The following is a 25,608-nucleotide window of genomic DNA, read 5'->3' on the forward strand; positions in this document are numbered from 1 at the left end:
CGTCCGCGCGAGTGCGCGGAGGAGCCGTACGCGGGGGCTGCGCGGGGGCCTTCGGGCGGTGCGGGTGGCCGGTGGGACCGACGGGGCCGGTGGCGGTGCGGGCGGTGGGCTCAGGCTTCCGGGTGCGCGGCCGCCTGGCGGGCGCTCTCCGCCCGCGCGAGGGCGGCGTCGACGGCCGCGTCCTCCTTGGTCTTGCGGGCCCCGCCCTGGGTCTTCACGATCACCCTGACGACGCCGATGAAGAAGGCCGCCATGACGACCGGGGGGAGAAGCGCGGAGACGTAGTCCATGGTTCCAGGGTAGCCAGGCCGGTTCAGCCGGCGGCGAGGTGGTGCCGGGAGCCGGCGGGGGGCGGGGTCGGCCTGCGGCGGGGGAAGAGCTCGCCGGGGGTGGGGACGGGGCGTTTCGGGGTGGCCGGGGCGGGGTCGGGGGCCGGCTTCTGCGGAGGCTTGGCGCCGGGCCGGGCCGCCGGGTCCTGGTCCCCGCAGCGGCCGCCGGGGAGGGCGAGGAGGCGGGTGCGTGCGGCAGGCACCGTGACGGTGGGCGCCGGGGGTGCGCAGCGGGAGAGGAGGGCGGCGGCGGTGGGGTTGCCGCGCAGGGCCCGGAGGGCGGCGAGGTCGTCCGCGCCGGGGCGGTGGCCGGCGCTCAGGGCCTCGTCGAGGAGGGTGAGATAGCCGGTGATGCTGCCGGGGAGGGCGGCGCGGTACCGGGCGAGATCGGCCATCAGGAAGTCGCGCAGCCGGGCACTCTCCCCCACCGCCTCGTCGAGCGAACGCGCGAGGCGGAGACAGTCCTGGACGTCCTCGGCCGAGGCGGGGCTGGGGTTCAGGGCGAGGGCGAGGGCGCGCTGGAGCACACGCAGCTCCTGAGCGCCGAACGCCATGCCGCCTCGGGATCCGTATGGCGTGGGCATGGGGTGACGGTACGCGCTAATCGGACAAATTTTGCATAGCGGGTGGGTGTGGCGTGGGGAGGGCCACCCGTATGGCGTTGACCTCCGGTGGGGGTGCGGGGTGCCTGCGGCGCCTGTGCGGGTTCGGTGGGGGTGCGGGGTGCCTGCGGCGCCCGTGCGGCTCCGGTGGGGGTGCGGGGTGCCTGCGGCGCCCGTGCGGCTCCGGTGGGGGTGCGGGGTGCCTGCGGCGCCCGTGCGGCTCCGGTGGGGGTGCGGGGTGCCTGCGGCGCCCGTGCGGCTCCGGTGGGGTGCGCGTAGCGCCTTCGGTGGTCTGTGGGTCGGGGCCGCGCCGGGGGGTGTCCGTCCTCGGAACGGCGCGGAATCGGGTACTGACCAGCAGACGGGGCGTTGACGCGCCAACCGCTGCGGGCGGACACCCCCCGACACGTCCCCTTCCCGCCGTACGCGGCTCCCCCGCCGTCGCACCACGCCGCCCGGCTGCGGGCAGCCGCCATACGCCGCCGTCCCGGCTGCGGGCGGTCGCCGTGCCGCCGCCGCTGCGGGCAGTCGTGCCTCCCCCAGTGCCTGAACGGCCTGGGAGGTACCCCCAAGGGCGGTACCCCCAGGGAGGTACCCCCGGGGCGGCACGGGTGGGCGGTGGGGTGCCACCCGCTCGAGCGAAGCCGAGAGTGGGGGAGGCACCCCGAAAGCGCAAGGCCGCGCGAACCCACCCCCGCGTCCGCACCCGCGCCGGGCGCCCCGGCGGTGTCTACATTCGGGACACGTTGCGTTCGTAGACCAGCCGCAGACCCATCAGCGTCAGCCACGGCTCGTGCTCGTCGATGACCGAGGCCTCGCCCAGGACCATCGGCGCCAGGCCGCCCGTCGCGATGACCGTCACGTCGTCGGGGTCCGCGGCCAGCTCGCGGGCCATGCGGTTGACGACCCCGTCGACCTGGCCCGCGAAGCCGTAGATGATCCCGGACTGCATCGCCTCGACCGTGTTCTTGCCGATTACGCTGCGGGGGCGCGCCACCTCGATCTTGCGGAGCTGGGCGCCCTTGACGCCGAGTGCCTCCACCGAGATCTCGATGCCGGGGGCGATGACCCCGCCGATGTACTCCCCGCGCGCGCTCACCGCGTCGAACGTCGTCGCCGTGCCGAAGTCCACGACGATCGCCGGTCCGCCGTAGAGCTCGACCGCGGCGACCGCGTTGATGATGCGGTCGGCGCCGACCTCCTTGGGGTGGTCGGTGAGGATCGGGACGCCGGTCTTGACGCCCGGCTCGACCAGGACCGCGGGCACGTCGCCGTAGTAGCGGCGGGTGACCTCGCGCAGTTCGTGCAGGACCGAGGGGACGGTCGCGCAGATGGCGATGCCGTCGATGCCGTCGCCCAGCTCGTCGCCGAGGAGCGGGTGCATGCCCATCAGGCCCTGGAGGAGGACCGCCAGCTCGTCCGCCGTGCGGCGCGGGTCCGTGGAGATGCGCCAGTGCTCGACGATGTCCTCACCGTCGAAGAGGCCCAGGACGGTGTGCGTGTTGCCCACGTCGATCGTCAGCAGCATGCCTCTACTCCGCTTCCCGCAGGTCGAGGCCGATGTCCAGGATCGGCGAGCTGTGGGTGAGGGCGCCCACGGCCAGGTAGTCGACGCCGGTGTCCGCGTACGCCTTGGCGTTGTCCAGGGTGAGGCGGCCCGACGCCTCCAGGGCGGCGCGGCCGTTCACGAGGGCGACCGCCTCCTCGCACTCGCCCGGCGTGAAGTTGTCCAGCAGGATCAGGTCGGCGCCGGCGTCCAGGACCTCGCGCAGCTGGTGCAGCGTGTCGACCTCGACCTCGATGGGGACGTCCGGGAAGCGTTCGCGGACCGCCTGGAAGGCCGCCGCCACGCCGCCCGCCGCGACCACGTGGTTGTCCTTCACCAGGGCCGCGTCCGAGAGGGACATGCGGTGGTTCACGCCGCCGCCGCAGCGGACCGCGAACTTCTCCAGGGAACGCAGACCCGGGGTCGTCTTGCGGGTGTCCCGGACCCGGGTCCTGGTGCCCTCCAGGGCGTCCTCCCACGCGCGCGTGGCGGTCGCGATGCCCGACAGGCGGCACAGGAGGTTGAGCGCGCTGCGTTCGGCGGTGAGCAGGTCGCGGGTGCGGGTGGTGACCGAGAGGAGCTTCTGGCCGGGCTCCACACGGTCGCCGTCCGCCACGTGGCGTTCCACTTCGAACTCGTCCGTCGCGACGACCGACAGGACCGCCTCGGCGACCCTGAGGCCGGCCACGACGCCCGCCTCGCGCGCGGTGAAGTCGGCGGTGGCCACCGCGTCCTCGGGGATGGTCGCGACCGTCGTCACGTCCACGCCGTGGGCCAGGTCCTCCTGGAGGGCCACGTTCGCGATGTCCTCGACCTCCACGGGGTCGAGGCCGGAGTCGAGCAGGAGGGCGGCGAGCGCGGGGTCCAGGCCGCACTCCAGGTACGTCTCCTCGTCGGTGTCCGCGCCGCAGGCGCAGCCGTCGCCGCAGCCTCCGTCGGAGGCGAGGGGAAGGTCGGGGGTGTTCACTGTCGTCACTGCTCCTGGGGACGCTGCGCCGGCCGGGGGCCGGGGGTGGTCGGGGGGAATTCTGGCGTGTCCGTGGTGTGCACGGCGAGGGTCCGGTCCGGGTTCAGGCGGACGACGATGTGGCGGCGCCACGTCGTGTCGTCGCGGTCCGCGTGGTCCTCGCGCCAGTGGCAGCCCCGCGTCTCCTCGCGCCGTGCCGCCGCGGCCACCAGGACGCGGGCCACGCACAGGAGGTTCGTCGCCTCCCACGTGTCGACGCCCGGCTCGGCCGTCTTGCCGTTCCCCTCCAGGGCCTCGCGGGCCTCGGCGTGGAGGTGGTGCAGCCGGTCGGCCGCCCGTGCGAGGGAGTCCGCCGAGCGCAGGACGCCGGCGCCCTCGGTCATGATCCGCTGGACGGCGAGGCGGGCCTCGGGCGGGAGGAGGGGGTGTTCCGGGCGCTCCCGGTGCGGCAGCGGTGCCGGCACGCGCGCGTGGAGCGTGCCGTCCGCGTGGCCCGCCGCGATGTCGGCGGCGATGCGCTCGGCGTAGACCAGGCCCTCCAGGAGCGAGTTCGACGCCAGGCGGTTGGCGCCGTGCACGCCCGTGCAGGCGACCTCGCCGCACGCGTACAGGCCGGGGACCGTGGTGCGGCCCGAGGCGTCGGTGCGGACGCCGCCGGAGGCGTAGTGGGCGGCCGGGGCGACCGGGACCGGCTCGGTGACCGGGTCGATGCCGTGGGCGCGGCAGGCGGCGAGGATGGTGGGGAAGCGGTGCTCCCACATCTCGGCGCCGAAGTGGCGCGCGTCGAGGTACATGTGCTCGGCGTCCTGCTGCTGCATGCGGCGCGTGATGCCCTTGGCGACGATGTCCCGGGGGGCGAGTTCCGCCAGTTCGTGCTGTCCCCGCATGAAGCGCACGCCGTCGGCGTCCACCAGGTGGGCGCCCTCGCCGCGCACCGCCTCGGAGACCAGGGGCTGCTGGCCCTCCGCGTCCGGGCCGAGGAAGAGGACCGTGGGGTGGAACTGGACGAACTCGAGGTCGCTGACCTCGGCGCCGGCGCGCAGGGCGAGCGCCACGCCGTCGCCCGTGGAGACGGACGGGTTCGTGGTCGCGGAGAAGACCTGGCCCATGCCGCCGGTCGCCAGGACCACGGCGGGCGCGTGGACCGCGCCGACGCCGTCGTGCTGCCCCTCGCCCATGACGTGCAGGGTGACACCGGCCGTGCGGCCGTCGGCGTCCGTGAGGAGGTCCAGGACGAGGGCGTTCTCGACCGTGCGGATCCCCCGCGCGCGTACCGCTTCGACTAGGGCGCGGGAGATCTCCGCGCCCGTGGCGTCGCCGCCCGCGTGGGCGATGCGGCGGCGGTGGTGGCCGCCCTCGCGGGTGAGGGCGAGTCCGCCCCCTGACGACTCGTCGAAGTGCGCGCCGGTCGCGATGAGCCGGCGTACGGCGTCGGGGCCCTCGGTGACCAGGAGGCGGACGGCCTCCGGGTCGCACAGCCCCGCGCCGGCCACCAGGGTGTCGTCGAGGTGCTGCTCGGGGGTGTCGCCCTCGCCGAGGGCGGCGGCGATGCCGCCCTGGGCCCAGCGGGTGGAGCCGTCGTCGAGGCGGGCCTTGGTGACGACCACCGTGTTCAGACCGGCGGCCTCGCAGCGCAGCGCGGCGGTGAGGCCGGCGACGCCGGAGCCGACGACCACGACGTCCGCCGGGACGGCCCAGCCGGGCGCGGGTGCGTGCAGTCGTATGCCTGTGCTGGTCACGAGGCGGCTCCGAAGGTGAGGGGGACGTTGTCGATCAGCCGGGTCGCGCCGACCCGGGCGGCGACGGCGAGGACGGCCTCGCCGGTGTGGTCGTCGCCGATCTCGGTGAAGTCGGACGGGTCGACCAGGGCGAGGTAGTCCAGCTCCAGCGGCGGGTCGAGGCGGGCGGCCTCGTCCAGGACCAGGCGGGCGGCGGCGCGGACGGCCGTGGCGCCGCCCGGCGCGGACGTGGCGACGGCGTGCGCGTCGGCCGCCGCGCGGGACTCGCCGAGAGCGTCGAGCGCCTCGGCACGCGCGCGCGTGGCGGGCACTTCGCGGGCCCGCGCGCGCAGCGCCTCCTGGGCGGCGTGCCGGTCCAGGCCGGCGAACAGCGCCTGGGAGAGCGCCAGGGCGGTGCGGCGCTCCCGGGGCGAGAGGTAGCGGTTGCGGCTGGAGAGGGCCAGGCCGTCGTCCTCGCGCACGGTGGGCACGCCGATGATCTCCACGCCGAAGTTCAGGTCCCGGACCATGCGGCGGATCAGGGCGAGCTGCTGGGCGTCCTTCTGGCCGTACAGGGCCAGGTCGGGGCGGGTGAGGTGGAGCAGCTTGGCGACGACGGTGAGCATGCCGTCGAAGTGGCCGGGGCGGGAGGCGCCCTCCAGGCGTTCGCCCATGGGGCCCGCCGTGACGCGGACCTGGGGCTCGCCGCCCGGGTAGACCTCCTCGACGGACGGGGCGAAGACGGCGTCCGCGCCCGCCTGCTCGGCGATCCTCAGGTCGGCTTCCAGGGTGCGCGGGTAGCGGTCCAGGTCCTCCCCGGCGCCGAACTGGAGCGGGTTGACGAAGACGGTGACGACCACCTCGCCGTCCGGGCCGACGGTCCGCCGGGCCGTGCGGATCAGGGTGGCGTGGCCCTCGTGCAGGGCGCCCATGGTCATCACGACGGCCCGGCGACCGCGACGTACGCGCGCGTGCAGCTCGTCCGCGGTGCGCAGCAGGGTGGTGGTCATCGGGCGTCTCCCTCGGTGCCGTTGATCCCGTCGGTGCCGTCGGTGCCGTCGGTCCGCTCTGTTCCGCCGGCCCCGCCGGTCCCGCCGGTCCCGTCGGCGAGTACCCCGAGCAGGTCCTCGGCGAGTTCGGGCTTGAGCAGCCCGTGGTCCAGGGCGCGGTCGGCCGTCGCCCGGGCCATCGCCACGTAACCGGCCACGGCCTGCGGGGCGTGTGCGCGCAGTTCCACGATGTGCGCGGCGACCGTGCCCGCGTCCCCGCGCGCGACGGGGCCGGTCAGCGCCGCGTCGCCGGAGCGCAGGGCGTTGTCGAGGGCGGCGCCCAGCAGCGGGCCGAGCATCCGGTCGGGGGCCTCGACGCCGGCGGTGCGCAGCAGCTCCAGCGACTGGGCGACCAGGGTGACCAGGTGGTTGGCGCCGAGGGCGAGCGCCGCGTGGTACAGCGGGCGCTTGTCCTCGGCGATCCACTCCGGCTCGCCGCCCATCTCGATGACCAGGGCCTCGGCGGCCAGCCGCAGTTCCTCGGGCGCGGTGACGCCGAAGGAGCAGCCGGCCAGGCGCTGGACGTCCACGGCGGTGCCGGTGAAGGTCATCGCCGGGTGCAGGGCGAGCGGCAGGGCGCCGGCGCGCAGGGCCGGGTCCAGCACCTTGGCGCCGTAGCGCCCGGAGGTGTGCGCGAGGAGCTGGCCCGGCCGCACCGCGCCGGTCTCGGCGAGCCCGGTCACCAGGCCGGGCAGCGCGTCGTCGGGGACGGTCAGCAGCACCAGTTCGGCGTGCTGGAGGACCTCGGCGGGCGTCATGAGCGGCACGTCGGGGAGCAGGGCCGCGGCACGCCGTCTGGAGGCGTCGGAGACCCCGGAGACGGCCACCGGGCGGTGCCCGGCGAGCTGGAGGGACGCGGCCAGCACGGGGCCCACGCGTCCGGCGCCGACGACGCCTACGGTGAGCCGCGCGGGGCGGTCCTTGGGATCTGGCTGTGGGGTTGTGTTCACGCGGCTGCGGCCTTCCCGTTCCAGTCCGCTCGGGGTACCGGACGATTTCTCGTCATGTTAACGCGATCGGTTCCACGGGCGTCCGGTCGTCCACAGGGCGTGGGCTTCCGCACCCGCCCGGCACCCGCCCGCTCCGGGTGCGTGCGCGGCGCGGACGGAAACCCGGGTGCCCCCACCGGCTCCCGCACGGCATGATCCCGGCATGACCGGCACAGAGGAGAACGCGGAACAGGCGGGGACGGCGGAGCCACCGGAGCAGCGGGAGGAACAGCACGGACGCATGCGCGAGCGGCGCGTGGCCGTCCATCGCAGCGCGAAGCGCCTGCTCGCCCGCCCGGGCTACGGCACCACCCTCCGGGAGCGGATCGGCCTGCTCGACGGGGCCGAGGAGCTCTACGACCTCGACGAGCCGTCGGACGTGTACGGCAACGGCATCGTGACGGCGCTGGAGGAGCGGACGGCCGCCCTGCTCGGCCACGAGGCCGCCGCCTTCTTCCCGACCGGCACCATGGCCCAGCAGGTGGCGCTGCGCTGCTGGGCGGGCCGCACCGGCGACCCGGTCGTCGCCCTTCACGGCCTCGGCCACCCCGAGGTGCACGAGCGGAACGCCTTCAGCCGGGTCAGCGGCCTGCGCCCGGTACGGCTGACGAGCGAGCCCCGGCAGCCGACCGCCGACGAGGTGCGCGACTTCGAGGAGCCGTTCGGCGCGCTGATGCTGGAGCTGCCGCTCAGGGACGCCGGCTACCTGCTGCCCACGTGGGACGAGTTGACCGAGGTGGTCGGGGCGGCCCGGGAGCGCGACGCGGTGGTGCACTTCGACGGGGCCCGCCTGTGGGAGACCACCGTGCACTTCGGCCGCCCGCTGGACGAGATCGCGGGCCTCGCGGACAGCGTGTACGTCTCGTTCTACAAGTCCCTCAAGGGCTACGGCGGCGCCGCCCTGGCAGGCCCCCGGACGCTGGTGGAGGAGGCCAGGGCCTGGCGGCACCGGTACGGCGGCACCGTGTTCCAGCAGTTCCCCACGGCCCTGTCGGCGCTGGCCGGCCTGGAGCGCGAGCTGCCCCGGCTGGCGGAGTACGCGAGGCACGCGCGCGTGGTGGCCGCCGCGCTGCGCGAGGGCTTCGCGGCGGCCGGGGTGCCGTGGGCGCGGGTGCACCCCGGGGTGCCCCACACCCACGAGTTCCAGGTCTGGCTGCCGTACGACGCCGACGTGGTCGGGGAGGCCGCGATCCGGCAGGGCGAGGAGACGGGGACGCTGCTCTTCGGCCGGCCCTGGGACGAGTCCGGACCGGGCATCGCCGTCACCGAGGTCGGGGTGGAGGCGGACGGCCTGGAGTGGACGGCCGACGACGTGAAGGCGGCGGTCGCGGACTTCGCCGCGCGGCTGCCCCGCTGACCGGTCGGCCCGGGGCGGTCAAGCGGCGCAGCGCCGCCGCGGGCCCCGCCACCGGCGCAGGGCGCGCCGTACGCGGCCGTGCGCCGGGCGGCCGGCCAGGACCCGGCGGAAGCGGCGGCGGTCGCGCCACGCGCGCACGGCCTGCAGGTCGTGGGTGCCGGGCGCGGGCGGCGCGGGCTCGCCGAGCCGCTGGGCGCGGTGGGTGTCGAGGAGGTACTGCTGCGTGACGCTCATGGCGGATCGCCTCTCAGGGCACGAGGGCTGACGGTTCGGTGGGCGGGCTCCGCGGCTGCTCCGGTGGTCCCGGACTGCTCCGGCGGGCCCGGCGGCGTCGTGCCGATTGACGACGGCGGTCGATCGACGACGGCGTTGTCGGTGGCGGCGTGCACCATGGGGGCATGAGCGTGCGCATCGACATCGCGGGGCTGCGGCCGGAGAGGGTCGCCGTCGTGCCCTCGCCCCTGGCCGAGCTGTGCATGGCGCTGCACGCGCTGTCCGAGCCGGGGCACCATCCGGGGCTCCAGGGCTGGGTGACCGGTGCCGCCGCCCGGCTCGACCCGCACCTGGCCGACCGGATGTGCGAGGCCGACTTCCTGTGGCGGACGACGTTCTCGGACCTGTTCCTGCCCTTCGCCGGCATCCCCGGCCGCGGCACGTTGCCCGGCGCCACCCTCGCCGAGGACCTGGACCTGCTGGACAAGCTGTCGGACGAGCAGTTCGTGGACGCGGCCCTGGAGTTCACCTGCGCCATGCCCTACGGCACCCAGGGCGCCTCCGTGCTCTCGGACGCCGTGGTGCGCCGGCGCGCCCTGGACCTGGCCGCCGCGCGGGGGCCGCAGCAGCTGCGGTTCAGTGAGCGGCTGCTGGCCGACCCGCCCCGGATCCGGGCCTGGCTGCGTCAGTTCCTGCACGACTGCGACGAGGCGTTCTTCGCGGACGCCTGGTCCCGGCTGCGCCACCAGCTCGCGGCCGACGCCCGCCACAAGACGGAGCTGCTGCGGCGCCGGGGCCTGGCCGAGGCGCTGGCCGCGGTGTCCCCGGCGGTGTCGCTGGACGAGGCGGCCGGCGTGATCACGATCGACAAGCTCGGTGACGGCCGTACGGCCACCGGGGACGGCGGTCTGCTGCTCCTGCCCACCAGCTTCGGCTGGCCGCACCTGTCGGTCCTGCACCGGTACGGCTGGCAGCCCGTCCTGCACTACCCGGTCGGCGCCGCCGAGCCGGTCTCCCCGCCGTCCGTCGAGCAGCTCACGCTGCGGATGTCCGCCCTGTCCCACCCGGTGCGGATGCGGATCTGCCGCTACCTGGCCCGCAGCGCGTACACCACGAGCGAGCTGGCGCAGGCGCACGGCATGACGGCCCCGGAGATATCCCGGCACCTGGGCGTGCTGAAGAAGGCGGGCCTGATCACCACGCGCCGCCGCGGGCGGTACGTCCTGCACCAGCTGGACGTGACGGTGGTGGCCCGGCTGGGCAGCGACTTCCTGGAGGGCCTCCTCCGGTAGTCCGGCGCCGGTGGGAAGGGCAGCCGGCGGTGTGTCCCGCGCGCGGGTCCGTGTCTTCCCGGCCCCGAGGAGCCCCTCCCGCCGGTCCACAGCGGCGGGCGCGGCACCCCACCGGTGCCGCGCCCGCGCTCAGCCGTGTCCGCCGGCCCGCACCAGCCCGGTCTCGTAGGCCAGGACCACGACCTGCACCCGGTCGCGCAGGCCGAGCTTGGTCAGGATGCGGCCGACGTGCGTCTTCACGGTCGCCTCGGACAGCACCAGCCGGGTCGCGATCTCCCGGTTGGACAGGCCCTGCGCGACCAGCACCATCACCTCGCGTTCGCGCTCGGTGAGCCGCTGGAGCTCCGCGTGCCGGGGCTCCTGGCCGGCGGCCGGCAGCATCGGGGCGAACCGGTCGAGGAGCCGGCGGGTGGTCGAGGGGGCCACCACCGCGTCGCCGCTGTGCACGGAGCGGATCGCGGCGAGCAGCTCACCGGGCGGCACGTCCTTGAGCATGAAGCCGGAGGCGCCCGCCTTCAGCGCCGAGAAGGCGTACTCGTCCAGGTCGAAGGTGGTCAGGATCAGCACCTTCGGCGCGGCCGGGTCCGCGCAGATCCGGCTGGTGGTCTCCACCCCGTCGAGCTTGGGCATGCGGACGTCCATCAGGACGACGTCGACGGCGGTCGAACGCAGCACCTGGAGTGCCTCGACGCCGTCGCCCGCCTCCGCGACGACCTCCATGTCCGGCTGGGCCGCGAGCACCATCCGGAACCCGGTGCGCAGCAGCACCTGGTCGTCGACGAGCATCACGCGGATCGTCATCGGGGCCTCTTCCGTTCTCCGGCCGGGGTCCCGGCCGGGGTCGTGACAGGTGTCAACGCCGTACGTGCGTACGGGCGCGGAGGTCAGTGTGCGGGTTTCAGCGGCAGCAGCGCACTGATGCGGAACCCTCCGCCGGGCCGCGGACCCGCGTCCAGGGTGCCACCGACCATGCCGATCCGTTCCCGCATGCCGATCAGCCCGTGGCCCTGGCCGTCGAAGCCGCCCTCCTCGTACAGCTCGTGGGGGGCGCCCTTGCCGTCGTCCTCTATGAGCAGGCCCAGCCCGTCGTCGAAGTAGACGAGGCGCACGCTCGCGCCCGCGTTGGGCCCACCGTGCTTGCGGGTGTTGGTGAGCGCCTCCTGCACGATGCGGTAAGCGGTCAGCTCCACGCCGCTGGGCAGCTGCCTGGGGGTGCCCTCCACCCTGAAGTCGACGGGCAGCCCCGAGGTGCGGCACTGCTCGACCAGGTCCTCGATCTGCTGGACGTCGGGCTGCGGGACGTACTCCCCGGCCTCCTGGTGCTCGCCGGTGCGGAGCACGCCGAGCAGGCGGCGCATCTCTGCGAGGGCCTGCCGGCCGGTGGAGGAGATGGTCTCCAGGGCCTTCTTCGCCTGGTCGGGGGCCGCGTCCAGGACGTAGGCGGCGCCGTCGGCCTGCACCACCATGACCGAGACGTTGTGCGCGACGACGTCGTGCAGCTCCCGGGCGATCCGGGCCCGTTCGGCGGCGACCGCGACCTTGGCCTGCGCCTCGCGTTCCTTCTCCAGCCGGGCGTTGCGTTCCTCCAGCTGCGCGAAGTAGGCGCGGCGGGTGCGGATGGAGTCGCCGAGCACCCAGGCGAGGGCGAACGGCACCGCCTGGAAGACCGTTATGGCGATGTTGCCCGCTATGCCGGTGTTCTCGCTGGGCCAGCGCAGCTGCGCGAGGGGCGCGGCGCACAGGCCCGCGGTGAGCGCGGTCCGGGAGGCCCAGCGGGCGCCGGTCGCGGCGACCGTGTAGATGATCACCAGCAGGGCGAAGTCGGCGGACATCGTGGGGATGTCCAGCGCCAGCTGCCCCACTCCGAGGGCGACGGCCAGCAGCAGCATCTTCTCCGGCATGCGCCGGCGCAGCGCGATCACCGCGGACAGCAGCACCACGAACGGGACGACCAGCGCCGTGACGTCCCTCCCGTGGGCCTCCTGCTGCGTGGTCACCGACATCGCGGAGATCCCGAGCAGGAAGAGGGCCCAGAAACAGTCGACCCCGGTCGGGTGTCTGCGGAGGAAGTCGTAGAGGCGCTGCACGTAACCCAGCGTAGGGAAGCGGAATAGGTGCAGGGGTCAACCGGAGGGCCGATCCGCGTCCGGCGCGCGTACTCCGCAAGGTGGAGGCCCCGTTCTCCTGTGCGCCTAGCCTGGGCTTGTGACGGCGAGGACAGCGGGAACAGCGGGGACGGCAGGGGCCGGCGGGACGGACGACGACTGGCGCGGCTGGCGGGAGGCCACGGCGGACGCCCTGTACGGACCGGCGGGGTTCTACCGCCGCTCCGAGGGGCCCGCCGGGCACTTCCGTACGTCGGTGCACGCGTCGCCGCTGTTCGCGGGGGCCGTGGCGCGGCTGCTGTGCCGGGTCGACGAGGCACTGGGCCGGCCGGCGCCGCTCGCCTTCGTGGACATGGCCGCCGGGCAGGGCGAGCTGGTCACCGGTGTGCTGGCCGCGCTGCCCGCGGACGTGGCCGCCCGCACGCGCGCGTACGCCGTCGAGGTCGCCGGCCGCCCCGACGGACTCGACCGGCGGGTCGAGTGGCTGGCCGAGCCGCCGCGCGGGGTGACGGGGCTGCTGTTCGCCAACGAGTGGCTGGACAACGTGCCGGTGGACGTGGCGGAGGTGGACGCCGACGGCGTGGCGCGGCGGGTGCTCGTGCGGGGCGACGGGACGGAGCGGCTCGGGGAGCCGGTGGGCGGGGCGGACGCCGAGTGGCTGGCGCGCTGGTGGCCGCTGCCGGGCGAGGAGGGGCGGCGGGCCGAGATCGGGCTCCCCCGGGACACCGCGTGGGCGTCCGCCGTCTCCACGCTCGAACGGGGACTGGCCGTCGCCGCCGACTACGCCCACACGCTGGAGGCCCGCCCGCCCTTCGGGACGCTCACCGGCTTCCGGGAGGGCCGGGAGACGGCACCGGTACCGGACGGCACGTGCGACATCACGGCCCACGTCGCCCTGGACGCGTGCGCGACGGCCGGCGCGCGGCTGCTCCCCCAGCGCGACGCCCTGCGCGTCCTCGGTGTCGTGGGCGCGCGCCCCCCGCTCGCGCTCGCCTCCACCGACCCGGCGGCGTACGTGCGCGCCCTCGCGAGCGCCTCCGAGGCGGCCGAGCTGACCGCGTCCGGCGGGCTCGGCGACTTCCTGTGGCTGCTCCGGCCGGTCGGGTCCGTCGACGCCGCGCGGCTACTTGTCGATGTCCCCGACGACGAAGAACAGTGACCCCAGGATCGCCACCATGTCCGCGACCAGCGTCCCGGGCAGCAGCTCCGTCAGCGCCTGGATGTTGTTGTACGAGGCGGACCGCAGCTTCAGCCGGTACGGGGTCTTCTCACCCTTGCTGACCAGGTAGTAGCCGTTGATGCCGAGCGGGTTCTCGGTCCACGCGTACGTGTGGCCCTCGGGCGCCTTCAGCACCTTGGGGAGCCGCTGGTTGACCGGCCCGGGCTCCAGCTCGCCCAGCCGGTCCAGGCAGGCGTCGGCGAGGTCGAGGGCGTTGTGCGTCTGCTCCAGGAGGCACTCGAAGCGGGCGAGGCAGTCGCCCTCGGCGCGGGTGACGACCTTCAGGGTGTCCTGGAGCTCGCCGTAGGCGAGGTACGGCTCGTCGCGGCGCAGGTCGAAGTCGACGCCGGAGGCGCGCGCGATCGGACCGCTGACGCCGTACGCGTGCACGGCCTCGGCGCTCAGGACGCCCACGCCCCGGGTCCGTCCCCGGAAGATCTCGTTGCCGAGCACCAGGTCGTCGAAGACGTCCATGCGCGAGCGCACGGCGGCCACGGCACCGCGCGCGCGTGCGGCCCAGCCGGACGGCAGGTCCTCCTTGAGGCCGCCGACGCGGTTGAACATGTAGTGCATGCGCCCGCCGGAGACCTCCTCCATGACGTTCTGGAGGATCTCGCGCTCCCGGAAGGCGTAGAACACCGGGGTGATGCCGCCCAGCTCCAGCGGGTACGACCCGAGGAACATCAGGTGGTTGAGCACCCGGTTCAGCTCCGCGAGCAGCGTCCGCGTCCACACCGCGCGCGGGGGGACCTCCATGCCGAGCATGCGCTCCACGGCGAGAACGACGCCCAGCTCGTTGGAGAACGCGGACAGCCAGTCGTGCCGGTTGGCCAGCACGATGATCTGCCGGTAGTCACGCGCCTCGAACAGCTTCTCCGCGCCGCGGTGCATGTAGCCGATCACGGGCTCCGCGCTCGTGATGCGCTCGCCGTCCAGGACGAGCCGCAGCCGCAGCACGCCGTGCGTGGACGGGTGCTGGGGGCCGATGTTGAGCACCATGTCGGTGCTCTCCGCGGCACCGCCGATACCGACCGTGGTCTCCGTCGTAGGAGTCATGCGCACAGTCTCCCCTACGTACGCTGGCCCCATGGAGACGGGGAGCCCTGACGACACGGGCACGGCGGGGGCGGCGGGGGCCGGTCCCGGGGCGGCGGCCGAGGCGGGCACGACGGCGAGCGAACCGGTGTGGACCGGGCTGCCGCCGGGGCTGCTGCGGATGCGGCGTCTGTTGCTGGTGGTGTGGACGGGGCTGCTCGCCCTGGCCGCCGGACTCGTGCCCGGGCTGCTGGCGGGGCCCGCCTGGGCCGCCTTCGCGCTGCTGCCGCTGGCCGTGCTGGTCGGGGGCTGGGTGGTGCTGGAGCGCAACTGGCGCTCCTGGCGGTACGCCGAGCGCGCCGACGACCTGCTGATCAGCCGGGGCGTGCTGTGGCGGGAGGAGACCGTCGTGCCGTACGGCCGGATGCAACTGGTCGAGGTGACCTCCGGGCCCGTCGGGCGGTACTTCGGGCTGGCCGGCGTGCAGCTGCACACGGCCGCCGCCGCGACCGACGCGTCCATCCCGGGCCTGGACCCGGCCGAGGCGGAACGGCTGCGCGACCGGCTCACCGAGCTGGGCGAGGCCCGATCGGCGGGGCTGTGAGCACCACGGGTGCCGACGGAGCGGTGACCGAGCGCCGGCTGCACCCCGTCACCCCGCTGCGGCGGGCCTGGGCGCCGGTCGCCGTGATCGCCGGGTGGGCCGTGCACGACCCCGACCAGGCACAGCGCCAGCTGACCAGGCTGACCACGGCCACACTGCTGACCGGCCTCGCCGTGCTGATCCCCGCCGCCGCCCTGTACGGCTTCCTGACCTGGTGGTTCACCCACTTCGCGGTGACGGACGCCGAGCTGCGCATCCGTACCGGCCTGCTGTTTAGGCGCACGGCGCACATCCGGCTCGAACGCATCCAGGCCATCGACGTCACCCAGCCGCTGCTGGCCCGCGTCGCGGGGGTCGCCAAGCTGAGGCTGGACGTCATCGGGACCGACAAGAAGGACGAGCTGGCCTTCCTGGGCGTCGCCGAGGCGCGTGCGCTGCGGGCCGAGCTGCTCGCGCGCGCGGCGGGCTTCGCGCCCGGGACGGCGCACGAGGTCGGCGAGGCACCGTCCCGGCACCTGCTGCGCGTGCCGCCCGGCGTCCTCGCCGTCTCCCTGCTGCTGACCGGCGCGACCTGGGGCACGCTGGCCGCCGCCGTGGCCGTGCCGGCACTGCTGTGGCCGGCCACCCACAGCCTGTGGACGGTCCTGGCGACCGCCCTGCCGCTGGCGGGCGCGGCCGGTGCGAGGAGCGTGGGGCGGTTCGTCGGGGAGTACGACTGGACGGTGGCCGAGTCGCCGGACGGGCTGCGCATCGACCACGGGCTGCTGGACCGGGCCCACGAGACGGTGCCGCCGGGCCGGGTGCAGACGGTGCGGATCGTGGAACCGCTGCTGTGGCGGCGGCGGGGCTGGGTCCGGGTCGAGCTGGACGTGGCCGGGTCGTCGAACTCCGTGCTGCTGCCGGTCGCCCCGCGCGGGATCGCCGAGGCGGTGGTGGCACGCGTGCTGCCCGGGGTGACCGTGCCGGCGGCGCTGTCGCGTCCGCCGCGGCGCTCCCGGTGGTGCCTGCCGCTGTGGTGGCGCGGCCACGGGCTGGCCGTCACCGACGCGGTGTTCGCCGCCCGCCGCGGGCTGCTGCGGCGGAGCCTGGCGCTGGTGCCGCACGCCAAGGTCCAGAGCGTCCGCCTCGCCCAGGGCCCGTGGCAGCGGGCCCGGCGGGTCGCCGACGTGCGGGTGGACACGGGGGCGAACAAGACCGTGACCGCGCGGCTGCGGGACGCCGACGAGGCGGCAAAGCTGCTGCGCGGCCAGGCGGAACGGTCCCGCACGGGGCGCCGGGAGGCGCCGCCGGACCGGTGGATGGCCTGACGGCGTCCACCGGCTCCGCGCGGTCAGGACGCCGCGCTGCGCAGCCCCTGTACGTCGATCTGCTCGGTCTCGTCGTGGGCGGTCAGGTCGATCACCTGGCCCACGTCCCGGGACTCCTCGCCGGCCGGCTTGAAGGCGGCCTCCCTCTCGGCCTTGTGGAGGGCGAGGGCCTCCTGGCCGACGACGTCGGCGAGGTCCTCGTTCTGGACGGCCTCCAGGGCGGCGGGCGACGCCGTCGCGTCCTTGCCGTTCTTCGTGCCGAAGAAGTCGAAGCCGCCCTCGACCACCGGGCGCCGCGCGGGAGCGGCCGGCACGACGGCCACCGCGGTCGGCACCGTGTGGTGCCCGGCGGGCTGTCGCGCGGACTGCCGGCCGGCCGACTGCTCGGGCTGTCCCGCGGACTCGTCGGGCCGGTCACCGGCCCGGCCCGGCGCGGTGGTGGGCGCGGCCTCGTGCCCGCCGGCCGCCTCGGGCCGCCCCTGGGCCCCGTCCTCCGGCGCGGCCTCGGCCGCCGCGGCGGTCTCGCCGCCGCCGTTGCCGCCGCCGCCGTCGCCGTCGTCGCCACCGCTGCCGTCGTCGCCGTCGGCGGCGGGCTCACGGTCCTCACCGGCGGGCGCCTCGTCGCCGAACCGCGCCAGGGCGGCGCTCGCCCTCAGGAACAGCCGGGAACCGGACGGAGAGAAGACGGCAGGCGTCTCGGGCGCCTCCCCGGCGGCCTCCGGGCTCCCGGCCTCCGGCGGACGCGTCTCCTCCGCCGGCGCCGGCCGGGCCGCGGGCAGCGCGGGTGTCGACGGCGCGGCCTCGAGCTCCAGCAGACGACGGCCCTCCAGCGCGCTGGCGCGCTCGGTCTCCGCGGTGGCGTACCGGCGCAGCAGGGAGGCGTGTTCGTTGCGCAGCCCCGCCAGCTCCGTGCGCTTGGCGCGCAGCCGGTGCTCCAGCTTCATGCGCAGCTCGCGCGACTCCTCCAGGTCGGACTCCAGTTCGGCGACCCGCTCCTCGTGACGCCACTCGTCGCTCGCACGCGCGCGCGTGAGGTCGGCGACGCGCTTGCCCGCCTGCGCGTCCCAGTGACGCATGACGACCGCGCCGACGACCGTCGTCACCGCGGCGGCCGCCGCGAGCGCGCGGAGGACCACCGCCTCGCTGAACACCCAGGGGCCGACCGCGCAGATGACGGAGACGCCTGCGATCGCCGACGGAGGAAGCAGCCTGTGCAGAGGCGGGGAATGACGGTGACGTCCACGTGGCATGGCCAGAAACTTACCGCGCGTAGGCGAATCTTGGCGCCCGGCCCCGTAAAAACACGGCCGTCTCCCCTGTGTTCACACGGCATCAGGATTCCGCCTGCCCACCGGCAGCCGAATTAAAACAAGATCATTTTCGGGAAATCCCGCCCACCGGCCGGCGGCCGCGCGTCAGCGGCCGTCCAGCCGCCCGCTGAGCCACTGCAGCGTCGCGGGGATCTCGCGCCGCCAGGTATTGAAGTTGTGCCCGCCGCTTTCGAGGATGATCGACGAGATCCGCGTCGGCTTCTTCTCCTTCACCCGCTCTATGAACTTCAGCGTGTCCTTGTAGTTCGTCTCGCCGGACTTGCTGCTGGTGACGAGCAGCGAAGTCGCGGGCGCGGGCGTGTTCTCGAGGCACCACCAGAGGTCGGCCCGGTTCCGCAGTCCCTCGTCGCCGTGGAAGAGATCGCCCGTGGTCGGGTCGCTGGGGGCGTCGTAGTACGCGGACAGGCCGGCGCCGGCGGCGTAGACGCCGGGATGGTGCAGGGCGAGCTTCAGCGCGCAGTAGCCCCCGGTCGAGTTCCCGACGATGCCCCAGCTGCCCGCTCCCCGGCCCACCCGGTACCGGGTGAGGACGGCCTCGGGGAGGTCCTTGGCGAAGAACGACTCCGTCCGCGGCCCGCCCGGCACGTCCACGCACTCCGTGTCGCGCGGCGGTGCCACCGTGGGCCGCAGCATCACCAGCACCATCGGCTGCATGCGGCCGTCCCTGGCCAGGTCCAGCGCCGTGCGCGGATACCGGAGCTTGCTCACCAGCGCCTCGGTCGTCCCCGGGTAGCCGGTCAGGACGACGGCCGCGGGGAAGGTGCGGGCGCGGTAGCGCGGCTGGAAGTACTCCGGGGGCAGGTACACCTCCGCGGGCGTCGCGATGCGCGTCGTACGGCCGACGATCCTGACGCTCTGGATCCGGCCGCCGATCTCCGGCCGGGCCCCGCCCGCCTGCCCCACCCGCCGCTCGCCGACCACCCGGAGCGGGCCGCCGGCGCCCGCCGAGTGGTCGACCACCACGCCCTGCCCGGTCTCCCGCCCGAACAGGTCGGCCCAGCTCGCGTAGAACCCGAAGGACTGGTTGGCGGCGAGCGCGACCGCGGCGAAGACCGCCAGCTGGGTGCCGAGCAGCAGGCCCGTCCTGCCTATGACGGCACGCCAGTTCCGCCCGGCCAGACGTGGCCACAGCCACACCGTGCCGACGAACAGCAGCACGCCGGACAGGACCGCCAGCGCCAGCACCTTGTTGCTTGTCAGACCCATGCCTTGCTACCTGCCTACGCTTTCCCACGCGGTGCCCGACCCCCCGTCGGGTTCGCGAGGGGCTGCCCCCGTAACTTTCCCCGGCCTTTGACACGGCTTTGGGGAAGGGAGTGAACCTCTCTCCCCGAGACACCGTCCTAGAGGGCGCAATGTCGCCGGATGCCCGAAACGGGCCCGGATCCACGGTCTCTCGCAGAACTACGGGTGCGATGTCTGTCAGGACAGATGAGGAAATGTCGGGTGCGGTTCCGAAGCTCGCCTCCCAGGCCGCCGGCCCCACGCGCGCAGGCCGGGTGCTGCGCGGCCCGCGTCCGGAGGCCGTGCCCGTCCTCGTCGGCAGAGCCTGCACCCTGGTCGGCCTGCTGAACATCGCCGCGGGCGTCTTCCCCCGCTTCCGGCACAGCCGTATGCACGCCGTCGCCGAGGTGCTGCCCGGCACGTTCGGCCCGTTCGCCGCGGCGCTCTCGCTCAGCACGGGCGTCCTGCTCCTGCTGCTCGCGCACGGACTCAAGCGCCGCAAGCGCCGGGCCTGGCGGGCCGCCGTGGCCCTGCTGCCGCTGGGCGCCGTCGCACAGCTCACCTACCGTCACTCCCTCGTCGGGGTGCTCATCTCCCTGGCGCTGCTCGCCCCGTTGCTGCGCCACCGCGGCCAGTTCGCGGCGCTGCCCGACCCGCGCAGCCGCTGGAAGGCGCTCGCCAACTTCGTCCTCATGGGCGCCGGTTCCCTCGCCCTCGGGCTGGTCATCGTCAGCGCCCACCCGAACCGCATGGTCGGCGACCCGAGCCTGGCCGACCGCATAGCGCACGTGCTGTACGGCCTGTTCGGCTTCGAGGGTCCGGTCGACTACCGGGGCAACACGTCCTGGACGGTCGCCTTCTCCCTCGGCGCCCTCGGCCTGCTCACCGCCGTCACCACCATCTACCTGGCCTTCCGCCCCGAACACCCGGCCGCGCGCCTGACGGAGGAGGACGAGACGCGCCTGCGCGCCCTGCTGGCCAAGCACGGCAGCCGCGACTCCCTCGGTCACTTCGCGCTGCGCCGTGACAAGGCCGTCGTCTTCTCCCCCAGCGGCAAGGCCGCCGTCACCTACCGCGTCGTCTCCGGCGTGATGCTCGCCAGCGGCGACCCGATCGGTGACGTCGAGGCCTGGCCGGGCGCCATCGAACGCTTCATGGACGAGGCCCGCGCCCACTCCTGGACGCCCGCCGTCATGGGCTGCTCCGAGACCGGCGGCGAGGTGTGGACCCGCGAGACCGGGCTCGACGCCCTGGAACTGGGTGACGAGGCGGTGGTGGACGTCGCGGATTTCTCCCTCGCCGGCCGCGCGATGCGCAACGTGCGCCAGATGGTCAAGCGCATCGAGCGGGCCGGTTACGAGACCCGGGTACGGCGCGTGGCTGACCTCGGCGACACCGAGCTGGACCGGATCCGCCGGGCCGCCGACGACTGGCGCGGCACGGACACCGAACGCGGCTTCTCGATGGCCCTCGGCCGCATCGGCGACCCGGCCGACGGCGACTGCCTGATCGCGACCGCGCACAAGCAGGAGGCCGAGCCCGGCGAGTACGGCGACCTCAAGGCGATCCTGCACTTCGTGCCGTGGGGCACCGACGGCGTCTCCCTCGACCTGATGCGCCGCGACCGCTCGGCCGACCCGGGCATGAACGAACTGCTGATCGTGGCCGCGCTCCAGGCCGCCCCGAAGCTGGGCATCGCGCGGATGTCCCTGAACTTCGCCATGTTCCGCGCGGCGCTCGCACGCGGCGAGAAGATCGGCGCGGGGCCGGTGCTGCGGGCGTGGCGCGGGCTGCTGGTGTTCCTCTCGCGCTGGTTCCAGATCGAGTCCCTGTACAAGTTCAACGCCAAGTTCCAGCCCCGCTGGGAGCCGCGCTTCGTCGTCTACCGCGCGTCGGCCGACCTGCCCCGCATCGGCTTCGCCGCCATGCAGGCGGAGGGCTTCGTCACGTTCACGCCACCGCTCCCCCGCTTCCTGCGACGGCGGACGGCCGGTCGGCGGCCGTGCGTGCACGGGGTGACGGAGCGGGAGGCGCGGGCTGCGTGACAGGTGCGTGCCCGGCGCGGGGGTGGACGCGGGGTGGGTTCGCGCGGCCGGCGCTTTCGGGGTGCCTCCCCCACTCTCGGCTTCGCTCGAGCGGGGGGACCCCCACCGCCCACCCGTGCCGCCCTGGGGGCACCTCCCAGGCCGTTCAGGCACTGGGGGAGGCACGACTGCCCGCAGCTACGGCGGCACGGCGACCGCCCGCAGCCGGGACGGCGGCGCACGACGGCTGCCCGCAGCTGAGTGGGGACGGCGGGGGAGCCGCGTACGGCGGGAAGGGGACGTGTCGGGGGGTGTCCGCCCGCAGCGGTTGGCGCGTCAACGCCCCGTCTGCTGGTCAGTACCCGATTCCGCGCCGTTCCGAGGACGGACACCCCCCGACGCGGCCCCGACCCACCACCGGACCCAAGGCGCTATCCGCACCCCCACCGAACCCGCACAGGCGCCGCAGGCATCCGCGCACCCCCACCGGAGCCGCACCGGCCGCCGCAGGCACCCCGCACCCCCACCGAACCCGCACGGGCCGCCGCAGGCACCCCGCACCACCGCCGGAGGCCCTCGCAGGCACACGCCCCACCACCGCCGGAGGCCTCCCCTGGGCCTACGCTGAACACATGAGCAAGCAGACCGGCCGCCCCCGCCACCTGGCGGGACTGACCGCATGGGACCGCTGTGCGGTCATGGGGGTCGTCAATGTGACCCCCGACTCCTTCTCCGACGGCGGTCGCTTCTTCGACACCACGGCCGCCATCAAGCACGGCCTCGACCTCGTCGCCCAGGGCGCCGACCTGGTGGACGTCGGCGGCGAGTCGACCCGCCCCGGCGCGACCCGCGTCGACGAGGACGAGGAACTCCGCCGAGTCGTCCCGGTCGTGCGCGGCCTGGCCTCCGAGGGTGTCACGATCTCCGTCGACACGATGCGCGCCCAGGTGGCCGAACAGGCCCTCGCCGCCGGCGCCGCCCTCGTCAACGACGTCAGCGGCGGCCTCGCCGACCCCCGGATGATCCCGGTCGTGGCCGACGCCGACGCCCCCTTCGTCGTCATGCACTGGCGCGGCTTCCTGGAGGGCGGCAACGTCCGCGGCACCTACACGGACGTCGTCACCGAGGTCGTCGACGAGCTCCGCGCGCGCGTGGAGGCGGTCCTGGAGGGCGGCATCGCCCCCGACCGCATCGTCGTCGACCCCGGCCTCGGCTTCTCCAAGGACGCCGAGCACGACCTCGTCCTCCTCGCCCACCTCGACCGCCTGCTCGCCCTCGGCCACCCCCTGCTCGTCGCCGCCTCCCGCAAACGCTTCCTCGGCCGTGTCCTCGCCGGCCCGCAGGCCGCCCCGCCGCCCGCGCGCGAGCGCGACGCGGCCACCGCCGCCGTCTCCGCGCTCGCGGCGCACGCCGGCGCGTGGGCGGTGCGCGTGCACGAGGTACGCGCGACGGCGGACGCGGTACGGGTCGCACGCGCGGTGGCGGGAGCACGGACCGCGGTCCCGGCGGAGGCACCGGCGCCGAAGCCGCGCCCGCGGACGGCACCGGAGACGTCGTCGGACAGAGGCGGCCCGGAAGGAGCCCGGTGAACGCCCCTCACATCGACGTCGAAGAGGTCGAGGCCACCAACACCGCCTTCTACGAGGCCCTCGAGCAGGGTGACTTCGAGAAGGTGTCGGAGCTCTGGCTCACCCCGTCCGACCTGGGCATCGACGAGAGCTACCACGACCCGGCGGACGCCGGCGTGGTCTCCTGCGTACATCCCGGCTGGCCGGTGCTCACCGGCCGCGGCGAGGTCCTGCGGTCGTACGCGCTGATCATGGCGAACACCGACTACATCCAGTTCTTCCTCACCGACGTGCACGTCTCCGTCACCGGCGACACCGCCCTGGTGACCTGCACGGAGAACATCCTCAGCGGCGGCCCCGCCCCCGAGGGCGACGACGAGCTCGGACCGCTCGTCGGCCAGCTCGTGGTCGCCACCAACGCGTACCGCCGCACGCCCTCGGGCTGGAAACTCTGGTCGCACCACGCCTCGCCGGTCCTGGCGGAGAACGACGACGAGAACGGCGGGGACACGACCCCCTGAGCCGACGGGAGGCGAGAAGTGGCGGGAATCACTGACCGCCGGGCACGGACGGCCACCACCCCGTGAGCCACCGGGTTCGCCAGGGCAAACGTACGGTGAAACCTCCGGACGTCCCCCCGGACCCGCGCCACCCGTGGCCCGGCGATGTCAGCGCCCGCGGGTAGATTCGACTGAGGCCGGCGCACCGCCCGCACGTGGTGCGCACCGGCCGTGACCGACGACTGCAGGAGTGATTCGTGTGGATCGTGTCGCGCTGCGCGGCCTGAAGGCCCGCGGGTACCACGGTGTGTTCCCCAAGGAGCGCGAGGAGGGCCAGACCTTCCTCGTGGACATCGTCCTGGGCCTGGACACCCGACCGGCCGCGGCCGACGACGACCTGACGAAGACCGTGCACTACGGCGTCGTGGCCGAGGAGGTCGTGGCCGCCGTCGAGGGCGAGCCCGTCAACCTGGTCGAGACCCTCGCCGAGCGCATCGCCCAGGTCTGCCTGAAGCACGAGGGGGTCGAGGAGGTCGAGGTCTGCGTCCACAAGCCGGACGCGCCGATCACGGTGCCCTTCGACGACGTGACCGTCACCATCATCCGGAGCCGTGTATGAGTGTCCCGTTCACCGACGGTCCCAGCGACCCGACCGTCCAGCCGGTGCCCGCGTCCGTCGTCGAGAGGGTGGACGCCGCCGACAGCACGCTGTCCAACCCCAAACGCGCCGTGATCGCCCTCGGCGCCAACCTCGGCAACCGCCTGGAGACCCTCCAGGGCGCCATCGACGCGCTGGAGGAGACCCCGGGCGTGCGGATCAAGGGCGTCTCTCCGGTGTACGAGACCGAGCCGTGGGGCGTCGAGCCCGGCACCCAGCCGTCGTACTTCAACGCGGTCGTGGTCCTGAAGACCACCCTGCCCCCGTCCTCCCTCCTGGAGCGGGCGCACGCCGTCGAGGAGGCCTTCCACCGTGTCCGGGACGAGCGCTGGGGCCCGCGCACCCTCGACGTCGACATCGTCGCCTACGCCGACGTGGTCTCCGACGACCCGCACCTGACCCTGCCCCACCCGCGCGCCCACCAGCGCGCCTTCGTCCTCGCCCCGTGGCACGACCTGGACCCCGAGGCCCAGCTGCCCGGCCACGGCCCGGTCGCCGGCCTGCTGGACGCGGTGACACGCGAAGGCGTCGCGCCCCGGCCCGACCTGGAACTCCACCTGCCCGAGTAGTCGTTAAGGTCGAGACGACCGAAGTCCGCCGCCGGACGCCCACCGTCCGGGCGTGCGGCAGCCGGCGCCTGAGCCGGACATCCGGGGGAGCGAAGGGGCACCGTGAAAGAGTTGCGCATCAGGATGCTGGCCGGCGTGTTCGTCGTGGCCGGAGTCCTGTCCTGGGCGGGCGCCCGCCTGTGGAACTCGATCGGGACCCTCCCGAGCGTCCCTCTCGCCGCCCCCATCGTGCTCGCGCTGATCGCCGTGATCCTGCTGGCCACGGCGCTCTCGATCCGCTCCCGGCTGAAGGCCCAGCGGGACCGCGTCCCCGGCGCCAAGGGCGTCGACCCGCTGATGGCGGCCCGCTCGGTCGTCTTCGGCCAGGCCAGCGCCCTCGTGGCCGCCCTCGTGGCCGGCATGTACGGCGGCACGGGCGTCTTCCTGCTGGAGTACCTCGACATCCCCGCCCGCCGCGACCAGGCCGTCTACGCCGGCTTCTCGGTCCTCACCGGCATCGGCGTCATAGCGTCCGCCGTCTTCCTCGAGCGGGTCTGCAAGCTCCCGGACGACGAGGACGACAACTCGGGCACGGCCTCGACGACCTGACCGTCACGGCCCCGGCGGACCCGGATCGCGCCGGGGTCAGCCCGCCATGATCAGGCTCATCGCCTCGTTGCGGGTGGCGAGGTCGCGCAGCTGGCCGCGCACCGCCGAGGTGATGGTCTTCGCGCCGGGCTTGCGGATGCCCCGCATCGACATGCACATGTGCTCGCACTCGATGACGACGATCACGCCGCGCGGTTCCAGGATCTCCATCAGGGAGTCCGCGATCTGCGTGGTGAGACGTTCCTGCACCTGCGGTCGGCGGGCGTAGACGTCCACGAGGCGGGCGAGCTTGGACAGTCCGGTGATCTTCCCGCTGGCGGACGGGATGTACCCGACGTGAGCGACACCGCGGAAGGGGACCAGGTGGTGCTCACACGTGCTGAACACCTCGATGTCCTTCACCAGGACCATCTCGTCGTGACCGAGGTCGAAGGTCGTCGTCAGGACGTCCTGCGGCTCCTGCCAGAGCCCGGCGAATATCTCCCGGTACGCCCGCGCCACCCGCGCCGGCGTCTCCCTCAGACCCTCGCGGTCCGGGTCCTCGCCGACCGCGATCAGCAGTTCGCGCACGGCGTTCTCGGCTCGCTTCTCGTCGAACTCGCCGATCGGTTCCTGGCCGTCCAGCGTCACGGGGTCGGTCATCTGGTGCCTCGTTCCTGTCTTCTCGCGTGCCGGCATACGGAAATGCCGCGCCCCCCAAGGCTAGAACCTGGGGGGCGCGGCATACATTCCGGGCCCGGTGGGCCGCGGGGAGGGCCTCGGTCAGCTCTCCGGGCGGTCCTCCGGGGCTCGTTCCGGTGCCGGGGCGGGCTCC

Annotated in this window: 25 protein-coding genes; 11 read left to right on the forward strand and 14 right to left on the reverse strand. The window is 74.5% G+C overall.

Annotated features, from left to right (window positions below):
* Positions 1-110: 110 nt before the first annotated feature.
* The 7 genes from ACZ4V6_RS06825 to ACZ4V6_RS06855 form a co-directional block, all read right to left on the reverse strand.
* Positions 111-290: a hypothetical protein gene (locus tag ACZ4V6_RS06825; RefSeq protein ID WP_467823244.1), complete on the reverse strand. Its 180-nt coding sequence runs from the start codon at positions 288-290 to the stop codon at positions 111-113.
* Positions 291-313: 23 nt separating this feature from the next.
* Positions 314-883, reverse strand: a complete 570-nt coding sequence (locus tag ACZ4V6_RS06830; protein WP_467824318.1) for a hypothetical protein — start codon at positions 881-883, stop codon at positions 314-316.
* Between the two features lie 778 nt (positions 884-1,661).
* Entirely contained in the window at positions 1,662-2,459 is a 798-nt protein-coding gene (locus ACZ4V6_RS06835) for a type III pantothenate kinase (protein WP_467823247.1), read from the reverse strand.
* A 4-nt stretch (positions 2,460-2,463) separates the two neighbouring features.
* A complete protein-coding gene (gene nadC / locus ACZ4V6_RS06840; RefSeq protein ID WP_467824320.1) occupies positions 2,464-3,444 on the reverse strand; it encodes a carboxylating nicotinate-nucleotide diphosphorylase in 981 nt (326 codons plus the stop codon).
* 5 nt (positions 3,445-3,449) lie between these two features.
* On the reverse strand, positions 3,450-5,183 hold the full coding sequence (locus tag ACZ4V6_RS06845) for an L-aspartate oxidase (protein WP_467823249.1): 1,734 nt from the start codon (positions 5,181-5,183) through the stop codon (positions 3,450-3,452).
* A complete protein-coding gene (gene panC / locus ACZ4V6_RS06850; protein ID WP_467823252.1) occupies positions 5,180-6,172 on the reverse strand; it encodes a pantoate--beta-alanine ligase in 993 nt (330 codons plus the stop codon). The genes ACZ4V6_RS06845 and panC overlap by 4 nt, the downstream gene beginning before the upstream one ends.
* The gene (locus tag ACZ4V6_RS06855) at positions 6,169-7,161 is read right to left on the reverse strand and encodes a Rossmann-like and DUF2520 domain-containing protein (protein ID WP_467823254.1); all 993 of its coding nucleotides are present in this window, start codon (positions 7,159-7,161) and stop codon (positions 6,169-6,171) included. Before ACZ4V6_RS06855 ends, panC begins: the two co-directional genes overlap by 4 nt.
* A gap of 202 nt (positions 7,162-7,363) precedes the next feature.
* Here ACZ4V6_RS06855 and ACZ4V6_RS06860 point away from each other — a divergent pair, with 202 nt between their 5' ends.
* A complete protein-coding gene (locus tag ACZ4V6_RS06860; RefSeq protein WP_467823257.1) occupies positions 7,364-8,557 on the forward strand; it encodes a threonine aldolase family protein in 1,194 nt (397 codons plus the stop codon).
* Positions 8,558-8,575: 18 nt separating this feature from the next.
* Here ACZ4V6_RS06860 and ACZ4V6_RS06865 read toward each other — a convergent pair whose 3' ends face one another.
* Entirely contained in the window at positions 8,576-8,791 is a 216-nt protein-coding gene (locus ACZ4V6_RS06865; RefSeq protein WP_467823260.1) for a hypothetical protein, read from the reverse strand.
* 164 nt (positions 8,792-8,955) lie between these two features.
* Between ACZ4V6_RS06865 and ACZ4V6_RS06870 the strand changes: the two genes are divergently transcribed.
* Complete coding sequence (locus tag ACZ4V6_RS06870) at positions 8,956-10,062, forward strand: DUF5937 family protein (RefSeq protein WP_467823262.1); 1,107 nt, start codon at positions 8,956-8,958, stop codon at positions 10,060-10,062.
* Between the two features lie 129 nt (positions 10,063-10,191).
* Here ACZ4V6_RS06870 and ACZ4V6_RS06875 read toward each other — a convergent pair whose 3' ends face one another.
* Entirely contained in the window at positions 10,192-10,863 is a 672-nt protein-coding gene (locus ACZ4V6_RS06875) for a response regulator (RefSeq protein ID WP_467823265.1), read from the reverse strand.
* A gap of 83 nt (positions 10,864-10,946) precedes the next feature.
* A complete protein-coding gene (locus tag ACZ4V6_RS06880; protein ID WP_467823267.1) occupies positions 10,947-12,149 on the reverse strand; it encodes a sensor histidine kinase in 1,203 nt (400 codons plus the stop codon).
* Positions 12,150-12,267: 118 nt separating this feature from the next.
* On the opposite strand from ACZ4V6_RS06880, the gene ACZ4V6_RS06885 reads away from it, so the two are divergent.
* Positions 12,268-13,326 carry an SAM-dependent methyltransferase gene (locus ACZ4V6_RS06885; RefSeq protein WP_467823269.1) on the forward strand — a complete coding sequence of 353 codons (1,059 nt, stop codon included), beginning with the start codon at positions 12,268-12,270 and terminating at the stop codon, positions 13,324-13,326.
* Here ACZ4V6_RS06885 and ACZ4V6_RS06890 read toward each other — a convergent pair.
* Complete coding sequence (locus ACZ4V6_RS06890) at positions 13,291-14,442, reverse strand: NADH-quinone oxidoreductase subunit D (RefSeq protein ID WP_467823271.1); 1,152 nt, start codon at positions 14,440-14,442, stop codon at positions 13,291-13,293. The two genes, ACZ4V6_RS06885 and ACZ4V6_RS06890, sit on opposite strands and share 36 nt — an antisense overlap.
* A gap of 31 nt (positions 14,443-14,473) precedes the next feature.
* On the opposite strand from ACZ4V6_RS06890, the gene ACZ4V6_RS06895 reads away from it, so the two are divergent.
* Together ACZ4V6_RS06895 and ACZ4V6_RS06900 are read left to right on the forward strand one after the other, a co-directional pair.
* The gene (locus ACZ4V6_RS06895; protein WP_467823274.1) at positions 14,474-15,025 is read left to right on the forward strand and encodes a PH domain-containing protein; all 552 of its coding nucleotides are present in this window, start codon (positions 14,474-14,476) and stop codon (positions 15,023-15,025) included.
* Positions 15,022-16,332 (forward strand): PH domain-containing protein, encoded by a 1,311-nt coding sequence (locus tag ACZ4V6_RS06900; RefSeq protein ID WP_467823276.1) that lies wholly within the window; start codon positions 15,022-15,024, stop codon positions 16,330-16,332. The genes ACZ4V6_RS06895 and ACZ4V6_RS06900 overlap by 4 nt, the downstream gene beginning before the upstream one ends.
* A gap of 23 nt (positions 16,333-16,355) precedes the next feature.
* Here the strand turns inward: ACZ4V6_RS06900 and ACZ4V6_RS06905 are convergent, their stop codons facing one another.
* Positions 16,356-17,582 (reverse strand): hypothetical protein, encoded by a 1,227-nt coding sequence (locus ACZ4V6_RS06905; protein ID WP_467823278.1) that lies wholly within the window; start codon positions 17,580-17,582, stop codon positions 16,356-16,358.
* Positions 17,583-17,747: 165 nt separating this feature from the next.
* Complete coding sequence (locus tag ACZ4V6_RS06910) at positions 17,748-18,869, reverse strand: alpha/beta hydrolase (RefSeq protein WP_467823280.1); 1,122 nt, start codon at positions 18,867-18,869, stop codon at positions 17,748-17,750.
* A 233-nt stretch (positions 18,870-19,102) separates the two neighbouring features.
* Between ACZ4V6_RS06910 and ACZ4V6_RS06915 the strand changes: the two genes are divergently transcribed.
* From ACZ4V6_RS06915 to ACZ4V6_RS06940, 6 genes are all read left to right on the forward strand, one after another.
* Positions 19,103-20,932, forward strand: coding sequence for a phosphatidylglycerol lysyltransferase domain-containing protein (locus tag ACZ4V6_RS06915; protein ID WP_467823283.1), 1,830 nt, complete (start codon positions 19,103-19,105; stop codon positions 20,930-20,932).
* A 611-nt stretch (positions 20,933-21,543) separates the two neighbouring features.
* Complete coding sequence (folP, locus tag ACZ4V6_RS06920) at positions 21,544-22,500, forward strand: dihydropteroate synthase (protein WP_467823286.1); 957 nt, start codon at positions 21,544-21,546, stop codon at positions 22,498-22,500.
* Positions 22,497-23,000 (forward strand): nuclear transport factor 2 family protein, encoded by a 504-nt coding sequence (locus tag ACZ4V6_RS06925; RefSeq protein WP_467823289.1) that lies wholly within the window; start codon positions 22,497-22,499, stop codon positions 22,998-23,000. Before folP ends, ACZ4V6_RS06925 begins: the two co-directional genes overlap by 4 nt.
* 238 nt (positions 23,001-23,238) lie before the next feature.
* Entirely contained in the window at positions 23,239-23,598 is a 360-nt protein-coding gene (gene folB, locus ACZ4V6_RS06930; protein WP_467823291.1) for a dihydroneopterin aldolase, read from the forward strand.
* Positions 23,595-24,206: a 2-amino-4-hydroxy-6-hydroxymethyldihydropteridine diphosphokinase gene (folK, locus tag ACZ4V6_RS06935; protein WP_467823294.1), complete on the forward strand. Its 612-nt coding sequence runs from the start codon at positions 23,595-23,597 to the stop codon at positions 24,204-24,206. The genes folB and folK overlap by 4 nt, the downstream gene beginning before the upstream one ends.
* Positions 24,207-24,308: 102 nt before the next feature.
* Positions 24,309-24,794 carry a DUF3180 domain-containing protein gene (locus ACZ4V6_RS06940; RefSeq protein WP_467823296.1) on the forward strand — a complete coding sequence of 162 codons (486 nt, stop codon included), beginning with the start codon at positions 24,309-24,311 and terminating at the stop codon, positions 24,792-24,794.
* A gap of 36 nt (positions 24,795-24,830) precedes the next feature.
* Here ACZ4V6_RS06940 and folE read toward each other — a convergent pair whose 3' ends face one another.
* The gene (gene folE, locus ACZ4V6_RS06945) at positions 24,831-25,436 is read right to left on the reverse strand and encodes a GTP cyclohydrolase I FolE (protein WP_467823299.1); all 606 of its coding nucleotides are present in this window, start codon (positions 25,434-25,436) and stop codon (positions 24,831-24,833) included.
* Positions 25,437-25,608 lie beyond the last annotated feature (172 nt).

It is taken from the genome of Streptomyces sp. NPDC029152 (assembly GCF_055564355.1).

What these genes read in the sequence shown, in the direction of transcription:
- ACZ4V6_RS06835 (WP_467823247.1), bottom strand. Translation starts at nt 2,459, where the DNA reads ATGCTGCTGACGATCGACGTGGGCAACACGCACACCGTCCTGGGCCTC.
- ACZ4V6_RS06875 (WP_467823265.1), bottom strand. Translation starts at nt 10,863, where the DNA reads ATGACGATCCGCGTGATGCTCGTCGACGACCAGGTGCTGCTGCGCACC.
- ACZ4V6_RS06830 (WP_467824318.1), bottom strand. Translation starts at nt 883, where the DNA reads ATGGCGTTCGGCGCTCAGGAGCTGCGTGTGCTCCAGCGCGCCCTCGCC.
- ACZ4V6_RS06915 (WP_467823283.1), top strand. Translation starts at nt 19,103, where the DNA reads ATGTCGGGTGCGGTTCCGAAGCTCGCCTCCCAGGCCGCCGGCCCCACG.
- ACZ4V6_RS06870 (WP_467823262.1), top strand. Translation starts at nt 8,956, where the DNA reads ATGAGCGTGCGCATCGACATCGCGGGGCTGCGGCCGGAGAGGGTCGCC.
- folP (WP_467823286.1), top strand. Translation starts at nt 21,544, where the DNA reads ATGAGCAAGCAGACCGGCCGCCCCCGCCACCTGGCGGGACTGACCGCA.
- folE (WP_467823299.1), bottom strand. Translation starts at nt 25,436, where the DNA reads ATGACCGACCCCGTGACGCTGGACGGCCAGGAACCGATCGGCGAGTTC.
- panC (WP_467823252.1), bottom strand. Translation starts at nt 6,172, where the DNA reads ATGACCACCACCCTGCTGCGCACCGCGGACGAGCTGCACGCGCGCGTA.
- ACZ4V6_RS06860 (WP_467823257.1), top strand. Translation starts at nt 7,364, where the DNA reads ATGACCGGCACAGAGGAGAACGCGGAACAGGCGGGGACGGCGGAGCCA.
- ACZ4V6_RS06890 (WP_467823271.1), bottom strand. Translation starts at nt 14,442, where the DNA reads ATGACTCCTACGACGGAGACCACGGTCGGTATCGGCGGTGCCGCGGAG.
- folK (WP_467823294.1), top strand. Translation starts at nt 23,595, where the DNA reads ATGAGTGTCCCGTTCACCGACGGTCCCAGCGACCCGACCGTCCAGCCG.
- ACZ4V6_RS06905 (WP_467823278.1), bottom strand. Translation starts at nt 17,582, where the DNA reads ATGCCACGTGGACGTCACCGTCATTCCCCGCCTCTGCACAGGCTGCTT.
- ACZ4V6_RS06895 (WP_467823274.1), top strand. Translation starts at nt 14,474, where the DNA reads ATGGAGACGGGGAGCCCTGACGACACGGGCACGGCGGGGGCGGCGGGG.
- ACZ4V6_RS06865 (WP_467823260.1), bottom strand. Translation starts at nt 8,791, where the DNA reads ATGAGCGTCACGCAGCAGTACCTCCTCGACACCCACCGCGCCCAGCGG.
- ACZ4V6_RS06910 (WP_467823280.1), bottom strand. Translation starts at nt 18,869, where the DNA reads ATGGGTCTGACAAGCAACAAGGTGCTGGCGCTGGCGGTCCTGTCCGGC.
- ACZ4V6_RS06825 (WP_467823244.1), bottom strand. Translation starts at nt 290, where the DNA reads ATGGACTACGTCTCCGCGCTTCTCCCCCCGGTCGTCATGGCGGCCTTC.